Source organism: Pseudomonadota bacterium (genome assembly GCA_018817425.1).
GTDB lineage: Bacteria > Desulfobacterota > Desulfobacteria > Desulfobacterales > RPRI01 > RPRI01.
In genome coordinates this window covers 66,528-83,576 of sequence record JAHITX010000014.1, presented here as the reverse complement: position 1 = coordinate 83,576, position 17,049 = coordinate 66,528, and the positions used below count along the sequence as shown (strand labels likewise).

The following is a 17,049-nucleotide window of genomic DNA, read 5'->3' as shown; positions in this document are numbered from 1 at the left end:
AAATGTCGAGCTTGGGTTTGGTAGGAGATATTGCAAACAGTGCCTTGGCTGCTCAGCGCTATGGCATTGAGGTAACTTCTCATAATGTAGCAAATGTTAATACCCCAGGATATACAAGGCAAAGCCCGATTTATGAAACGAAACTTCCCGCATCGGTCGGCGGACTGCAACTTGGCCGGGGGGTAAATACAAGTGCTATAAGAAGAATATCCGATCAGTTTATTGAAAACCAGCTAATGGGTCAGGGTTCCAATTTGTCTTCTTCTGAAGAACTGGAAAGCTATATAAAAGTTCTTGAAGGGAGATTCAGCGAAAGTTCGAATGCCAGCATAAGCGCTATGTTATCTGATTACTGGAACTTATGGCAGGATATATCAAACAACCCGACAGGTTCTTCCGAGCGCACTGCTATTTGCGAATACAGCATTCAACTTACGGAACAGTTCAATATTGTTAATTCCAGTATGGATCAGATGGAAATAAATTTGACTAACGCCATAAGTTCAGGGCTGGGCGAGGTAAATCAGATTACAAGTGAAATTGCTAAAATCAACGCTCAAAGCGTAGGCATAGAGGCAGATGGTGCAGCCAATGATTTAAGGGATAAGCGTAATGAACTTTTATCGCAGTTATCGGAATATATAGATGTTAATTCTTTTGAGCAGGAAAACGGAACTATTTCGGTTGTTACAGCAAGAGGTTGCGTATTGGTTAACGGAAATAGCAACAACGATCTCGCCCTTGGAGGTGTAAACGGAGATAATGTAAAATGGCAAGGCTCAGGCGGATCAACCACCGATATTACAGACTATATAACTAAAGGGAAACTTGGTGGTTGGCTGACTATGCGCGATGAGATCATTACCAAATACCAACTGGATCTGGATTCTATGTCCAAAGAACTCGTATGGGCGGTAAATCAGCAGCATAGCCAGGGTATCGGGTTAAGTGCTTTATCGGAAGTAACGGGAACATATGCAGTCACAGATATAAATGAAGAATTGACTACTATCGATTCAGGGCTTGATTTTAATTCAAAGATTAGCACCGGCCAATTCAACTTATGGGTTTATGATTCTTCAGGAACCGTGGTAGGCGGAAGTGCAACTGCCATAACTATAGATGCTACAACAACTCTTGAAAATTTAAAAAGCGCAATTGATTCTGTTGACAATATAAGCGCATCTATTACTACCGGTAACTTTTTAAAAATCAGCGCCGATAGCGAAGATTATACATTTGCCTTTTCCGAAGACACAAGCAATGTATTGGCTGCTCTTGGTGTAAACACTTTTTTTACAGGTTCGACTGCTGGTGATATTTCTGTAAGCAATGCAATCAGTTCGGATATTAATACTATTGCAGCCGCAACAGTTGCAAATGATGGTACTTTTGCTTCCGGCGATAACGGTAATGCAATTTCTATAGCTAATATTCAAAACCAGTCCATATCGATCTCTAACTGGACATGTGACCGGATAAATGGTAATACGGAAGGCACTGCTACAAGCACACTGGAAGATTATTATCATTCAATGGTAGGTTCAATCGGAACGGTTTCAGCGGGAATCTCAAACACTAAAGCCTTTAACCAGGTGATTTATAGCAGTATGAGCGATATCAGAGACAGTATATCGGCGGTGTCATTGGATGAAGAAATGACAAACCTTATCAAGTTTCAGCATGCTTATTCGGCCGCAGCCAAATTGATAAGCACTGCGGATGAAATGCTGCAAACTCTGCTTGGTATGAAATAAATTAAGGAAAGCATTATTATGCGGATAACTAACAAAGGAGTATATGATTCCATTAAATACAATCTGGGCAAGATAACTGAAGAAATGAACAAAGCAAATGAAATTACTTCTTCGGGAAAACGAATCACGGATCTATCGGATGACCCTGTCGGTCTTACCCAGGCGTTAAAACTTAAATCCGCTATTTCCGGCATAGACCAGTTGGGAAGAAATGTGTCTTTGGGAAACTCATGGCTTGCCGCCTCAGAGAGCGCATTAACCAGCGTACAGGATTTGATCTCCGATACAAAATCCTTGTGTGTTCAAATGGCATCCAGTACATCAGGGGCTTCCGAAAGAGCTTCAGCAGCAACAACAATACAAAATACAATAGACGAAATTTTATCGCTGGCCAATACTGAAGTTAGTGGAAGATATATATTTTCAGGAACCAAAACAGATTCGCAGGCATTTGACCAGAGCGGAACCTATTTGGGAAACAATGAATCTTTTGCCGTAAAAATAGGTACGGATACTACTATGAACGTGGGAAGAGATGGGAGCGAAGTATTTGGTACGATCTTTGCCGATTTAACCGATTTAAAAAACGATTTACTAAACAACAATATCGGAGGAATTCAAAGCAGTCTCGATGATTTAACCGTACATTTCAATAACACAACAAACACGATTTCCGATATCGGTTCAAAGATGAACAGAATGGAAATTAAAGAGCAGATATTACAGGATCTGGATATCGTTAATACAGACCGGCTTTCAGTTATCGAAGATGCGGATATAGCGGACGCAATAATAAAAATTAAGGAATTGGAAGTTGCTTACCAGGCCGCTTTAAGTTCTTCCAGCAAAATAATGCAATTAAGCCTTGTAGACTATTTGAAATAATGACTCAGGAAAGTACCATGGGAAAATCATGCTGATAATTACACGAAAAGCAGATGAAAAAATTATAATCGGTGATGATATTGTTGTTACAATAATTGAAGTCAAAGGATCTGTAGTCAAGCTGGGGATTGAAGCGCCAAAATCCGTAAGCATTCATCGTCAGGAGATATATGATAAAATACTAGAGCAGAATCTCAAAGCTGCGGAAGTAGATGAATCCGATCTTACAATAGCTGCATCCATATTAAATAAAATTAAACCAGATGGTGAGTCAAAGTGAAAATACAAACAACTCGATTCGGGACAATTAACGCAAAAAAAGATAAAATAATTCATATGCCTTTCGGTATGCTTGGCTTTCCGGAAAACAAGCGCTTTATTATGTTCCGCCATAAAGAAAACTCTCCTTTCTTCTGGTACCAGTCTGTAGATGATCCTATACTTGCCTTTGTTATAACCAGTCCTTTTATATTTATGCCTGCTTATGGAGTTGACGCAGAGGAGACGGCAAAAGCTATGTCCTGGGATGATATCAAAACAGATGATCTTGAGTTGTATGTGGTTGCCAATATCCCCAAAGGAAAGCCGGAAGAAATGACTGCCAATTTACTTGGTCCCATATTGATCAATATAAAAAATAATCAGGCGGTCCAGATGGTAATTTCAAATAATACTTACTCCCATAAATTTCCTCTTGCCGGAAAAGGTCAGGGATGTTCAGAATCAAAATAAACTTTTCTTAATGTTTATAGCCATGATCTCAATTCGCTCAACGCCGTGGAAGCCATTAAATACGGTTCTTTATACATAATTGCCAAACGTTGGATTTCCGATAGTATTTCATTTAAACTCATAGAGTCTGTGCCCCTGTTGGTCAAATTGCCGGAAACATACCCCCACATATGATCTGTAGTATTTTTCAGATTTCCGGTCGCAGGCCGGATTCGAAGTATTTCAGTCAATTCTAAAGCAAGCTCATTGAATCCTTCATATTTTTTAAATTTTGATATTTTTTTACCTATTAATTTATATAAACCCGGGTTTCTGGCCATAACGGAATATTTATGATGCGCCCATAACTCTTTTGTATTTCGGGGAAGAGGTATTCTTCCGGGGGAGCGGTCTATGTATTTATTTTTTAGAAGACCAAATTGAGAACCCGGGGAATCAATAAAAGTATCAGGCCAAATGTCTTTTGCAGATAGAAGATCAACCGGAGTATGGTGCTTAAAATTTCTTAAACTCATTTCGGAAACTAAAAGAGAATGCCGCTTTGAAAGCGCCCATCCAAATGATTTCCAGCGTAAAGTTTCCGGATGACGTGCATAGCCCTTCTTGTTATTGCTTATGATAGAAACGATTGCATGAAGCTCGCGATGTTCTCCAAGAAGACTTTGGTTATTTAAATATCCCGGACTTATATCCCATATTCGCATTTGCTTTATATACCGGCTAAATTATATGCTGATAGTCAAGAAACAATTTATTTACTAATGACCGTGCTGTATTGAGTGAGCGCCTGCAACTATATAATGGCCATATTGTGTTAAATCTAATACCCGATTATAAAAAAAATCAATATAATAAATCATCCTAAAAAAGAACTCGCAGAGGAACGCCGTGCGGTTAAAGAGTTCATTGCCCATGATCCTCTTCTTCGCCGGTTCATATCCAATGTGTTTCTGTTCGAAGATATTCCTGCCAAAGACCGCAAGCCCGACGATATATATCTGAATGAGGTTGAGCGGTGCGATATCTATCTTGCTATTTTGGGCAATCATTATGGAAGTAAAAAGGAAATGCCCCAATAATGCCTCATGGAAACATTTGGGATATGTCCATTAAACTGGATATAAAGAGGACAAACAGGCTCAGTAAAATCAATCCCGAATAGATTTCAGGGTCATAAACAAGTGTGCAAGATTCAATTCTCATTGTTTCGTACATACAGACATATCACAGGTTTTCTGAGCGGTTGATACCTTGTGGTTATGGAAAGATATCTGAAAAAAAATTAGTAGTTATCAGATACGCTATGATAGATAACTGAAAATAATTTTATTCAAACTATTGCTAAGAAACTCGATTTAAAAAAAAATAGACCCAATCAAAATTTACGATCATTAAAAGATGGAAAAAAAATAATTTTCATGATACGAATTCCACTCGAAACTTATATAAAAACATCATATTAGGTGAATTGTATGATCCTATGCTATTTAAACACGTTGTTCAAACCAAATAGCAGGGGTTTTTTATGACTTTTTCGAGAGTATGCCTGTGGTAAAATAAGTATTAGAGTTATTTAATTATTGAAGGATGTTCCACAGGACGTTTAATAAAGAACTGCCACCCCCAGCTATAATAGATAATCCTAATAAGGACAATTGAAATGAAAACCGTTCGTGATGCTTGCCAACTACAGCCGAATGCACTGACCATTAAGCTCAGCGACCAGATCGAACAGCTCGATGAATTGATTAACGCAGAGGGAAATGGTGCGGCTTTTTTCGAAAAGACCTATATAACACAGGGCATGCAGGACCTGATCAATGAAGGCATTGCCAGGCTGACAGGGACATCATCTCAGGCCATCTTTCACCTAAAGCAAGCCATGGGCGGTGGTAAAACCCACCTTCTGGTCGGATTCGGTCTTCTTGCCAAGCATTCGGAACTTCGAAAAAAATACTGTGCAGAGCTTCCGAACATATCCGCTTTTAAAACCGCCGGCATTGGGGCCTTTAATGGCCGTAATAATCCGGATAGCTTCTTTTGGGGAGAGATAGCCAACCAAATTGGTAAAGGAGATCAATTCAAGGCCTTCTGGACGAGTGGTCCCAAGGCCCCTGACGAAAAGGACTGGATCAAGCTCTTTGAGGGAGACCAGCCCGTTCTCATTTTACTTGATGAGATGCCGCCGTACTTCCATTACCTCGATACCCAGAAGGTAGGAAACGGCACGGTTGCTGACATCGCCACCCGCGCATTCGCTAACCTGTTGACAGCTGCCGGTAAAAAAAACAATGTTTGCGTTGTTATCTCCGACCTCACTGCTGCCTACGACACAGGTGGAAAACTTATCAATCGCGCACTTCAGGATGCACGTGCCGAACTTGGCCGCCAGGAACGTAACATCACGCCGGTCGACCTCGCCGCCAATGAAATTTACGATATTTTACGCAAGCGTCTTTTCAAGTCTCTTCCTGATGAAGCCGAAATCGGGGACATTGCAGAGGCCTTCGGTCGAAAGCTGGAAGAGGCTGCAAAGTCAAAGACTGCAAGCAGAGGCGCAGAAGCGGTATCCGATGAGATCTCGGCAACCTATCCCTTTCATCCGCGGCTTAAGAATATTATTGCACTTTTCAAAGAAAATGAGCAATTTAAACAGACGCGTGGTCTGATTGAACTAGTCTCACGCCTGCTCAGGTCGGTCTGGGACCGCAGCGCCAACGATGTGTTTCTAATTGGTCCCCAGCATTTTGACCTCTCCATCCAGGAGGTTCGCGACAAGCTGACCGAATTTTCCGGCATGCGTGATGTCATAGCAAAAGATCTTTGGGATGCGCAGCAATCGGCTCATGCCCAAATAATAGACCTCCAGACCGGCAAGGAAGCAGCCACCCAGATCGGCGCTCTGCTTCTCAGTGCCAGCCTTTCCACTGCCGTTAATGCCGTCAAAGGTCTTACCCGTGAGGAGATGGTTGAATGTCTTGTTTCGCCTTTACGGGAACCGTCAGAATTTCTGACAGCCTTCGAAGAATTAGAAAAAGTAGCCTGGTATGTGCATCACACTCCGGAAGGCCGCTATTACTTTGACCGGCAGGAAAACCTCACTAAACTTCTTCAAAGCCTTGCTCACGATGCGTCTGAAAACCAGATCGAAGAACTCATCCGGCACCGCTTGAAGGAGATGTTCAAACCAATGCGCAAGACATGTTACGAAGATGTCCTGCCTCTGCCGAAGCTGGAAGATGTTGCAGACAGAGTCCGTAGAGGGCGTGTTTTGCTGGTGGTTAGCCCGGACTCGAAGATTCCACCGGAGGAAGTCCAGAAATTTTTTGAAGGACTGAGCCAGAAGAATAACCTATGTGTTCTCACCGGTGATAAAACCGCCATGGGCAGTGTGGAAAAAGCCGCACGCCAGCTTTTTGCCGCGCAAAAGGCCGATGGCCGCATTCCCCAAGGTCATCCTCAGAGGGAAGACCTCGAACGGAAGCAACAAACCTATGAACAGGATTTCAATTCCACTATCCTCGGCTTGTTTGATAAGGTGCTCTTCCCAATTCATCGGGCGGGTAAATGTGCCCAGCTTGCCACCAAAGCTCTGGATATGACCCGAGATGCCACCAAATCCTTTAATGGTGAGGAGCAGATTGAAAAGACACTTACGTCCAACCCTCTGAAGCTTTATCTTGACGTAGAAAAGGAATTCGATGCTATCAGAGACAAGGCTCAGGATCTTCTCTGGCCAGAGAATCAGGATGATACCCGCTGGACTGATGCAGCTGACCGATATTTTGAACAGGCCGGTATGTCATGGCTACCACCCAAGGGGCTGGATACTCTCAAATCCATAGCATGTAATCGCGGACTGTGGGAAGACCTCGGAAATGGTTATGTTACAAAAAAACCAAAAAGAAAACGAACCTCGGTTCAGGTTATCGCAGAAACTGAGCCTGATGACGAAGGCAAGGTTCGTCTTCGCATCAATCCGCAGAATGCCGGTCCGGCGCCAAAAATTTACTTTTCCGAAGACACACCGGTCAGCGAGTCCAGTCCGCAACTTAAAGACCAGGCTTATACCACTGCCGCGTTGAAGGTGAACTTTCTGGTGTGTGATCCGTCAGGCCAGTATGAGACCGGCGATCCGTTAACCTGGTCCAACAAGCTGGTTTTGCGTAATAAACTCTCTGAAAAGGACAGCAAACGTTATGTAGAATTATTTGTCGCACCCAAAGGAACGATTAATTATACCCTCGATGGCAGCGAACCACGTGAGGGAACGGTTTACGAAGGCCCGATCCCAATCGGTGACGGCGATGTTTTGCTGCGCGCATTTGCTGAGGCGGGAGGGATCGAAACCAAGACCGATTTCCGCTTCCCTGCCAAAGGGAAAAAGGGTATACAGATTGACGAGTTAAAGCCCGCTTTCCTCATATCCCGAACCGGACGCAAACTGGACTCGCGCGCCAAGACCTTTGAGGGTTTAAAGCAGGCTGCTGAAAAGTCTGCCACACTTGAGGGCATCGTTCTCACCGTGGGCCAGGGGAACCACATGATTGCTGTCAACGTTGGAGAGATTGAAGTGGATGCAGCGTTTCTTGAGGCATTGCTCAATAAAGTGCTGGAAAAGTTTACACCGGAAACTCCGGTGACATTAACATTTCGCAAGGCTCACTTTGTCTCCGGGCATGACCTCAAGAATTTTGCTTCCAAGCTTGGTATTGAACTAAAGCCAGGTGATGTAGAACAATGACCGAAAGGCTCAAAACTATTGATTTTGGCGCTCCTGAAAAGTTCGGTGCTCATGTCTTTCGCATTGAAATCCCGGCGGCAAAAAATGAGTCCGTCGTGATTGTCGAGGATTACGGCTACCAAGGCCAGGAGGCCGGTATCCCGCGCGATGAGGAGCGGGTGGTTTTAAAGCGTCCGGTCTGGTCTGCAATTGCCGATATTTCCCGTCGTGAATTCAACACAAGGCTTAAGGCTGTGAAAGTCTCGGTAGGTCGTTGGCATACAGGCACAAACCTGGTGGACCGGCTTCTCGGCAAGGAATTGTGTGTGCTCGCATGGGCTGCGGAAACCGCTAATTCTGAGCAGATCCGTGTTATTTGCAGCAAATGGGCGGCTTTGCGTCCCGAGGAGCGCTGGTGGTTATTTTCCATGACTGTTGCCGAAGCTGGCTTGCCAGAGGATGGTCAGCGCGGTTGGCGGCGTGCGTTATTTCATGCTCTTTCCGATGGCGAGAAACCGGCTTCCGGAAGGAAACGCCGTCCCAGACCCCGGCAGGAAGATTTGTTTGAGTTACCTTTGTTCAAGGATTTGAAATGAGAGAAGCTATAATCCCATTTTCTTTGAAAGATGCCCCGGCCTTGATTGAACGGTTACTGCCTGTTCAGAAACTCTCAGCTGAGGTATATGCTGAAAGGATGTCAAGTCATGGCCAAACGCTCGTATCTTTAGGGGGTTACTGGAAGGGTCGGAAACCGCTCATTTTAGCCAAGGCCTGCATTCTTAGCTGCCTGCTGCCGGCAACTAATGATGCAGCGCGTGACCTGGAAATCTTTGAGAAACTGATGGCTATGGACGACGAATCATTCTCTGTACGTTGGAAGCGCAAACCCAAGCCAAAGGAAATTATAGGTACTCTATCTATCTCCTCTATCTCCGATTATTTTATTACTAATTTAGAAGGAATTTTACCAAATTCTGCACCGGTAGACTGGTCAAATCCGGATTACGATAAGGTAAAAGTTTCGTGGCGCAATGACATCAGCATTCTTGATCGCCGTCGGTTGGAGGTGCAGATGTTGCCAAGAACATCCTACATAGAGCGTGTAAATCAAGCCCAGCGACCAGAGGAGGTAATGGAGACAGTTCATGACCATATCTGGGATGCGATTAACGCACACCTCGGCACACATGCCCAATCTTTCCAGGATCTAGTCGAACAACTCGGAATTATGCGTTTTGGCCACAAGCCGCGTGTGGCTGACACCTTCTGCGGCTCTGGCCAGATCCCTTTTGAGGCAGCTCGACTTGGTTGCGACGTCTATGCCTCTGATCTCAACCCGGTGGCGTGCATGCTCACCTGGGGGGCCTTCAACATTGTCGGTGGTTCTGAAGTAAATCGCAAAAAAATAGTGAAGGACCAGCAGTCAATCGTGAGCCTTGTGCAGCTGAAGATGGACGAGCTTGGCATCGAGACAGACGGCAAGGGCTGGCGCGCCAAGGTATTTTTATACTGCGTAGAAGTCCGCTGCCCGCAGAGCGGTTGGACGGTGCCTCTCTTACCGACGCTGATTGTGAGCAATGCCTACGGTATTGTTGCTAAGATGGTGCCGGATGCTAAGCACAAACGCTATGACATTGCCATCCATTCTGGGGTAACTGATAAAGAACTGGCTGATGCTACGGAAGGCACCGTACGCACCGACGGACGCGGGCATGATCCTTACCTAATCCATACCGTCGATGGAACTAAATACCGTACAAAGATCTCGACACTGCGCAAAGACTTTCGCAAGAATGATGGCACTAACGACAACCTCTTGCGCCTTTGGGAGAAGCACGACTTCAAGCCACGGCCAGAAGATATCTTCCAGGAGCGCCTTTACTGTGTGCAATGGATGCGTCCAAAAAAGAAGGGTAAAGGCTATGACTACGAGTTTCGCGAAGTTACATTCGACGATTTGAAACGCGAAAGCGTTGTCGAAAATTTTATAGCTGAACACCTCACTGATTGGCAGGACAAAGGTTTGGTGCCGGATATGCGTATCGAGCCTGGCAACAAAACAGACGAGCCAATTCGCACGCGTGGCTGGACATTCTGGCATCACATGTTTAATCCACGGCAGTTGTTATTGGCTGGGTTGGTTAATCAGCTAAGCGACGCAGGTTTGAAGTTTGGACTCACCCAGATGCTGAACAACTGTTCACGTTTGACGAGATGGCGACCTCAAGCTGGTGGAGGCGGTGGAACAGCTGGTGTGTTTGACAACCAAGCGCTCAACCCATTGTTAAACTATGCCTGTAGAGCTTCTGCATCTGCAGCAAACCTACTGAAAACAGAGCACAAGTTCTTTCCAATTGCCTCGTCTGTAAAAAACCAAGTGCTTTGTTTGCCAGCAGATCAGCTTGAAATCGAGAACGACATATATATAACAGATCCACCCTATGGGGATGCAGTGAAGTATGAGGAAATCTTTGAGTACTTTATCGCTTGGCTTCGCAAGAACCCGCCTCCAGAGTTTTCAAACTGGGTCTGGGATAGTCGTCGCTCGCTCGCCATTAAGGGTGAGGACGAGGAATTTAGGCGAAGGATGGTAGCCTCCTACAAGCGCATGACCGAGAATATGGCCGAAAACGGTCTGCAGGTCATCATGTTTACCCACCAGTCTGGCTCTATATGGGCTGATATGGCCAATATCGTTTGGGCCTCAGGCCTGCAAGTAACCGCTGCTTGGTATGTCGTGACAGAAACAATGAAACGAATCCAGGAAGACACCAACTATATCAAAGGCACGGTACTGCTCGTCTGCAGAAAACGCCAGGGTTCCCACAAGACTACGCGTGATGATCTGGCTTGGGAAATCCAGGAGGAAGTTGAAGCACAGGTGCAGTCGCTTACCGGTCTTAATCAGGAAGCTAAAGGCCTCTACCGCGATGAGAATGTTTTCGAAGATGCCGATATCCAGATGGCTGGTTACGCAGCGGCACTGCGCGTTCTTACCCGTTACGCCGTGATCGACGGCCACGATATGACCACCGAGGCGATACGACCACGTGTAAAGGGTGAAACCACCTTTGTGGATAGCCTTATAGCCTTTGCAGTGGATACCGCCAACCAGTGCCTGGTCCCTCAAGGGATTCCCAAGAACCACTGGGACAAGCTCAGCGGAGCAGAACGCTTCTATCTTAAAATGATAGACATGGAATCCCGCGGAGCCAAAACCCTGGACAACTACCAGAATTTTGCTAAGGCCTTCAAAGTGCGCGACTTTAAGCCACTGCTGGCCAGTTATAAGGCAAACGATGCGCGCCTCAAGAGTGCAATGGATTTCGGCAAGTCTGAGATGGGTGAGGGCTCGGAACTGTATATGTCTGTGTTACGTGCTGTGCTCTATGCCTTGATGGAGTTGGAGAATAACATGGACGGCAGCGAGGTTCTGTCTCACCTTACTTTAAATATTCCAAACTATTATGGCGACATGACCCAGCGCGATTTGGCAGTGGAGCTGGCCGACTACCTGGCCAAGCGCCTCGAAGAACTTCGTCCGGAAGAAGCCAGCGCCGCAAGGGTGCTCAGGGAGCTGGTCAAAAATCAGCGATTGGGATAAGTGAGGATTGCATGACAACACCACCGGCCCAACCGAAAATCTATCATATCACTCACGTTGACAACCTGGCTTCCATTGCAGCGGCCGGTTTTATAGAAGCGGATGGCCGACGTATCGGGATGGGTGGTGACCAGACATCTATTGGCATGACCGATATCAAGCGAAGACGGTTATTTGAGATCGAGGCGCATTGTCATCCACACACCAGGGTCGGTGAATATGTACCGTTTTATTTCTGCCCCCGTTCAATCATGTTATTTATAATTTACAAGAATAATCACCCGGATATGAGCTATCGTGGCGGTCAGGAACCGATTCTGCATTTGCAGATGGACATGCTCTCAAGCATACGATGGGCAAATGAAAATAATGTACGCTGGGCATTTACCGACCGGAATGCCGGTGGGTATCTTGCCGACTTTTTTAATGACTTAACGGACTTGGAAAAAATTGACTGGAATGCGGTAATGGCAACAGATTTTCGTGATATGCAGATACAGGAAGGGAAACAGGCTGAATTCCTGATCCATGATGTATGCCCCTGGCATCTGGTGGAAAAGGTCGGGGTATTGAATGAAAAGGTTCTCAATCAAGTCAACGCCATTCTCAAAAATGCCCGGCATAAACCGGTTGTGGATATTGAAAAAACATGGTATTTTTAGATATAAAAGGAGGCACACATGATTGAATTGACACAAGGCGACATACTACAGGCTGATGCCCAAGCGCTGGTGAACACCGTTAACTGTGTCGGGGTCATGGGCCGCGGAATTGCTCTCCAGTTCAAGAATAGATTTCCTGATAATTTCAAACGTTATAAGGCGGTATGCGACAAGAAGGAACTACAGCCGGGCAAGATGCTCATCTATGATCTCAACCGGCTTTATAATCCCCGTTATGTGGTCAACTTCCCAACCAAACGCCATTGGAAAGGCAAAAGCCGGATGGAAGACATAGAAGTTGGGTTGCAGGCCCTTGTGACCGAGGTGCGTAAAAGGAGTATCCATTCCATTGCCATCCCACCGCTTGGTTGCGGTCTTGGCGGTTTGCACTGGGCTGATGTGCGGGCCAGAATTGAGGCGGCTTTTAAGGATTTGACTGATGTGCGGGTTTTGCTCTATGAACCTAAAGGAGCGCCTCTTCCTGAAATAATGGCTCATTCCAAAAAGACACCGGATTTGACTGTCGGTCGGGCAGCACTGCTTGTTTTGATGCGTCGTTATCTTGCGGCGGTCATGAACCCTTTTGTGACTCTTCTGGAGATCCACAAATTGATGTATTTTATGCAGGAAGCGGGAGAGGGGTTAAAACTTCAGTACAACAAAGGACCTTATGGACCATATGCGCAGAACCTGCGCCATGTATTGTCACTTATGGAAGGACACTTCATAACCGGGTACGGCGACGCAGAAGATAATCCGGAGCGGCAGATAAATCTGCTTCCCGATGTTCTTGCTCAGGCAGAAAGTTTTCTTGAAGATCATCCTTCCACTCTGAAACATTTTCAAAGTGTTGTGGATCTCATTTCAGGATTTGAAACACCATTCGGCATGGAACTTTTATCTACTGTCCACTGGGTAGCAAATCGCGAAGGTGCTGCAACAGCAGATGAGGCAATCAGCAAAACATACAGTTGGAATAACCGCAAGCGAATGTTTCAGGAAAAGCATATCAGGCTTGCCTGGGATATCCTGAAACGTAAAGAATGGCTACAACACACTCAGACGTTATGACTATCAACCGTTTTTCCTCTCGCCGCCGGCGGCTCGATCATGCCTTTCTTGCTGATCGGCTTCGGGGGGCAAAATCCTATAAGCGCATTGCCGGATATTTCCGCAGTTCAATTTTTGAGCTGGTTGGCGAAGAGATTGCATCTATCCCTAATGTGCAGATTGTCTGTAACAGTGAGCTTGACGCGGCCGATGTGGCAGTGTCAAAGCATGTGCGCGAAACAGGGCTCAAGGAGCGTTGGAACGAGGCCCATGCTGAGGTTGAGGCTCTATTGCACCGTGAGCGCTACCGCCGACTCCATGAGCTGCTGACCAGTGGCCGCGTGGAGATCAGAGTCGTACCCAAAGACAGGGTTTTTGTTCACGGCAAGGCAGGGGTTATCGAAGCATCCGACGGCAGTAAAACCTGTTTTCTTGGCTCCATAAACGAAACCAAGAGTGCTTTTAATCAGAACTATGAAATCCTGTGGGAAGATCCGTCGCCGGAAGGCGTTGCCTGGGTCGAAGAGGAGTTTGCCGCCCTCTGGCAGGACGGTTATCCGCTGCCGGATGCCATTATAGAAGAAATCAAACGCGTTGCCGATCGCGTGGAGATCCGCTTCGAGGAGGCAAAATCTGGAGAATTAGCTGCGGCTGCCCTCGCCGAAAGTCCCATTTATCGCGGTGGTGAACAGCTTCAGCCCTGGCAACGCTCATTTGTAACTATGTTTTTACAGCACCGGGAAATTTACGGCAAAGCCCGTTTACTGCTGGCTGACGAGGTGGGTGTTGGTAAAACATTGTCACTTGCCGCAAGCGCCATGCTATCTGCACTCCTGGAAGATGGTCCTGTGCTTATCCTGTGCCCCTCAACCCTCACATTGCAATGGCAAGTAGAGCTGACTGATAAACTCGGCATACCGAGCGCGGTTTGGTTGTCAACGAAGAAAGTATGGGTTGATCCAAAGGGGCATATTATAAAGACGCGCGGGGCCGAAGACATCGCACGCTGCCCTTTTCGCATCGCAATCGTATCTACCGGTCTGATCGTCCACGGTTCTGAAGAACGTAGGCATCTGCTTGAACGCAAATACGGAACAGTTATTCTGGATGAGGCCCACAAGGCTCGCCGTCATGGCACATTGGGCCAGAAGAAGAATAATCCGAACAAACTGCTTGATTTTATGCTACAGATCGGTCCTCGCACCAAAAACCTTTTGCTTGGGACGGCAACTCCCATTCAGACAGAGGTGCATGAACTTTGGGATCTTATGCATATTCTCAATGCTGGTGCAGATGTCGTGCTTGGCCGCGAACCTTTCGGTCATTGGTTGGATTGTGAGAAAGCACTCCCTATTGTAAAAGGCACGGAGATTCCGGCAGATGAGAAGGAAGCCTGGGAATGGCTTCAAAATCCACTTCCACCGGTAACTGAAGATGCACTGTTTGCATCGCTGCGACTGCAACTTGGTCTATCTGATAATACTTTTTTTACGGATCGTGGATTCGGATCTTTAGGCTTTCTGGAACGGCAAGCGGTCGGTCAAGCTCTTGCGCCCGATTTTCTTCGCGATCACAATCCCATCGTACGTCATACCGTGCTTCGACGCAGACAGACACTGGAAGAGGCCGGCTTACTGGAGAAGGTCGGTGTGGATATTTACCCGGACCCGGATACTTCGGCTACAGCATATAGTAGAGTGGGATTTAGTGGCCTCGGTCTTCTGACAAACCTTCCCTTTGATCTTGCTTACAAAGCAGCCGAAGCTTTCACTGCTGCCCTTAATAAAAAAGGGACAAAGGCTTCCGGATTCATGAAGACGTTACTCCTGCAGCGGATTTGTTCGAGTTTTGCTTCGGGTCGATCTACGGCGGAAAAAATGTTGCGATGCGAAACTTTTGAGGATGAAGAACAAATGAGGTTGGTGGCAGACACATTGAGTGCGCTCACGGCTGAAGAGGCAATGCATCTTCATACTATTGTGGATGAGCTGTCACGTTCCGAAGCCCGTGATCCTAAGCTCACCGCAGTTCGGTATTTTCTAACAGAACATCGCACAGATGGAAAGACCTGGCTTGAGCATGGCTGTATTGTCTTTAGCCAATACTACGATACCGTATACGCTGTAGGCGAGGATCTGGCAAAATCTCTGTCTGACGAGCCAGTGGGTGTCTACGCAGGCACGGGGAAGAGCGGAATATTTCGCGGAAACGAGTTCGCATCCGTCGAAAGAGAGGAAATTAAAAACGCAGTAAAGAAACGTGAAATTCGTCTGGTCGTGGCAACCGATGCCGCCTGCGAAGGGCTGAACCTTCAAACTCTCGGCACCCTTATAAATATTGATTTGCCTTGGAATCCGTCGCGGCTGGAACAGCGGCTGGGGCGTATTAAACGGTTCGGTCAGGCGCGGCGCACAGTGGATATGCTCAATCTGGTTTATCACGAGACCCAGGATGAAAAGGTGTACCAGGTTATTTCTCGCCGCATGAAAGACCGCTATGATATCTTTGGCGGCCTGCCGGACACTATCGAAGACGACTGGATTGAAAGCATTGAAAAGCTGGAGGAAATGATGGACGAATATATCCATCTTCGCCAACAAGCTCGCAATGTATTTGAAATGAGGTATCAGGAAACTATTGACCCGGATAAAGATCGTTGGGAGTTATGCTCACGGGTTTTGGCACGGAGGGATGTTGTGGATCGACTTTCGGTCCCTTGGTAAGAAGACAGAAGATAATAAATATAGAATAGATGTTGAACCAGTTTGACAATTTCAATTATATTAAATAGATTTGTCATTATGCTATAATTGGATATCGTCAGTTTTGGAATTTTCTGGCATTGGAAGTAAACTGTTCAATATATTGTTATATTTTATGAAAATGAGGTTTGCGTGATTGAAGCAATTTCTTTTCAACACATTTTAAATATAGTCAATGATGACCTTAAAAAGGCTTCAATGCGAATAACTTTTTATGATTCAGTCGATCCTGTTTCAAGAAATGCTATGGCTGAAATTAATAAAAAAGTAAAACGTCATAATTTTATTGGTGTTATATTCTGTAATCCGAATACTATTTTTTGTAAAAACGAAATCCTTTTAAACTTGAATTATTTCCATCATAGATCTGGTAAGCATATTAATTTCTTCTGTTGTGGTTACGGAAACTTTTGGCCAGAAGGTCTATACCAAGATCAGCAGGTTGTTGCTTCAATTGATGGGATGGCATGGTACTACAGTGATCAAGCTTTTGTCTATGTGCTAAATGAATTTGAAAAAACCACGACGTGGCGGTACAGCGGTGAAAATGAGTTACTACTTCTTGATGTAAGCCCGCCTATAGATGACAAACTAAATATTAATAGTGCGATAGTCTGCAATCTTGAAATTATGAATCGTGATAAAGCTTTTACATCCGTCCGATCATTTTTCGAGGATATTATTCGATACTCTGCAACAAACGAAAATGCAAATGGATGGCAATTCAGTGACCGCAAGGGTGGGGAGGCTGCTAAAAACTATTTAAAAGAAGCAATTTTGAGTTTGTTACCAAAAACACTTCAAGATACATATAAAAAAGCAGAAAACTACGCGGTCAGACAAATATAACAATGCTGATTCAGCCTACGCAAAA

13 protein-coding genes are annotated in these 17,049 nt (G+C 45.6%); 12 read left to right on the top strand and 1 reads right to left on the bottom strand.

Going from position 1 to position 17,049, the window contains the following annotated elements; all coding sequences use genetic code 11:
• Nucleotides 1–2: 2 nt before the first annotated feature.
• Genes flgK through KKC46_03405 form a run of 4 tightly spaced genes read left to right on the top strand, consistent with a single transcriptional unit; the run spans nt 3 to nt 3,374 of the window.
• Nucleotides 3–1,757, top strand: coding sequence for a flagellar hook-associated protein FlgK (flgK, locus tag KKC46_03420; protein ID MBU1052866.1), 1,755 nt, complete (start codon nt 3–5; stop codon nt 1,755–1,757).
• Nucleotides 1,758–1,775: 18 nt separating this feature from the next.
• Nucleotides 1,776–2,642 carry a flagellar hook-associated protein FlgL gene (gene flgL, locus KKC46_03415; GenBank protein MBU1052865.1) on the top strand — a complete coding sequence of 289 codons (867 nt, stop codon included), beginning with the start codon at nt 1,776–1,778 and terminating at the stop codon, nt 2,640–2,642.
• Between the two features lie 28 nt (nt 2,643–2,670).
• Entirely contained in the window at nt 2,671–2,922 is a 252-nt protein-coding gene (csrA, locus tag KKC46_03410) for a carbon storage regulator CsrA (GenBank protein ID MBU1052864.1), read from the top strand.
• On the top strand, nt 2,919–3,374 hold the full coding sequence (locus tag KKC46_03405) for a flagellar assembly protein FliW (protein ID MBU1052863.1): 456 nt from the start codon (nt 2,919–2,921) through the stop codon (nt 3,372–3,374). The genes csrA and KKC46_03405 overlap by 4 nt, the downstream gene beginning before the upstream one ends.
• Before the next feature lie 14 nt (nt 3,375–3,388).
• Here the strand turns inward: KKC46_03405 and KKC46_03400 are convergent, their stop codons facing one another.
• Nucleotides 3,389–4,078, bottom strand: a complete 690-nt coding sequence (locus KKC46_03400; GenBank protein ID MBU1052862.1) for a DUF1722 domain-containing protein — start codon at nt 4,076–4,078, stop codon at nt 3,389–3,391.
• Nucleotides 4,079–4,204: 126 nt separating this feature from the next.
• Here KKC46_03400 and KKC46_03395 point away from each other — a divergent pair, with 126 nt between their 5' ends.
• The 8 genes from KKC46_03395 to KKC46_03360 all read left to right on the top strand — a co-directional run bounded on the left by KKC46_03395 (nt 4,205) and on the right by KKC46_03360 (nt 17,024).
• The gene (locus KKC46_03395) at nt 4,205–4,453 is read left to right on the top strand and encodes a DUF4062 domain-containing protein (protein ID MBU1052861.1); all 249 of its coding nucleotides are present in this window, start codon (nt 4,205–4,207) and stop codon (nt 4,451–4,453) included.
• 581 nt (nt 4,454–5,034) lie between these two features.
• Entirely contained in the window at nt 5,035–8,118 is a 3,084-nt protein-coding gene (locus KKC46_03390) for a DUF499 domain-containing protein (GenBank protein MBU1052860.1), read from the top strand.
• Nucleotides 8,115–8,693, top strand: a complete 579-nt coding sequence (locus KKC46_03385) for a DUF3780 domain-containing protein (protein ID MBU1052859.1) — start codon at nt 8,115–8,117, stop codon at nt 8,691–8,693. The genes KKC46_03390 and KKC46_03385 overlap by 4 nt, the downstream gene beginning before the upstream one ends.
• Nucleotides 8,690–11,701, top strand: a complete 3,012-nt coding sequence (locus KKC46_03380) for a DUF1156 domain-containing protein (GenBank protein ID MBU1052858.1) — start codon at nt 8,690–8,692, stop codon at nt 11,699–11,701. Before KKC46_03385 ends, KKC46_03380 begins: the two co-directional genes overlap by 4 nt.
• 11 nt (nt 11,702–11,712) lie before the next feature.
• Nucleotides 11,713–12,363, top strand: coding sequence for a DUF4433 domain-containing protein (locus KKC46_03375; GenBank protein MBU1052857.1), 651 nt, complete (start codon nt 11,713–11,715; stop codon nt 12,361–12,363).
• Nucleotides 12,364–12,381: 18 nt separating this feature from the next.
• Nucleotides 12,382–13,434: a macro domain-containing protein gene (locus KKC46_03370; protein ID MBU1052856.1), complete on the top strand. Its 1,053-nt coding sequence runs from the start codon at nt 12,382–12,384 to the stop codon at nt 13,432–13,434.
• Nucleotides 13,431–16,136 carry a DEAD/DEAH box helicase family protein gene (locus KKC46_03365; GenBank protein MBU1052855.1) on the top strand — a complete coding sequence of 902 codons (2,706 nt, stop codon included), beginning with the start codon at nt 13,431–13,433 and terminating at the stop codon, nt 16,134–16,136. The genes KKC46_03370 and KKC46_03365 overlap by 4 nt, the downstream gene beginning before the upstream one ends.
• 171 nt (nt 16,137–16,307) lie before the next feature.
• The gene (locus KKC46_03360) at nt 16,308–17,024 is read left to right on the top strand and encodes a hypothetical protein (protein ID MBU1052854.1); all 717 of its coding nucleotides are present in this window, start codon (nt 16,308–16,310) and stop codon (nt 17,022–17,024) included.
• Nucleotides 17,025–17,049: the final 25 nt, after the last annotated feature.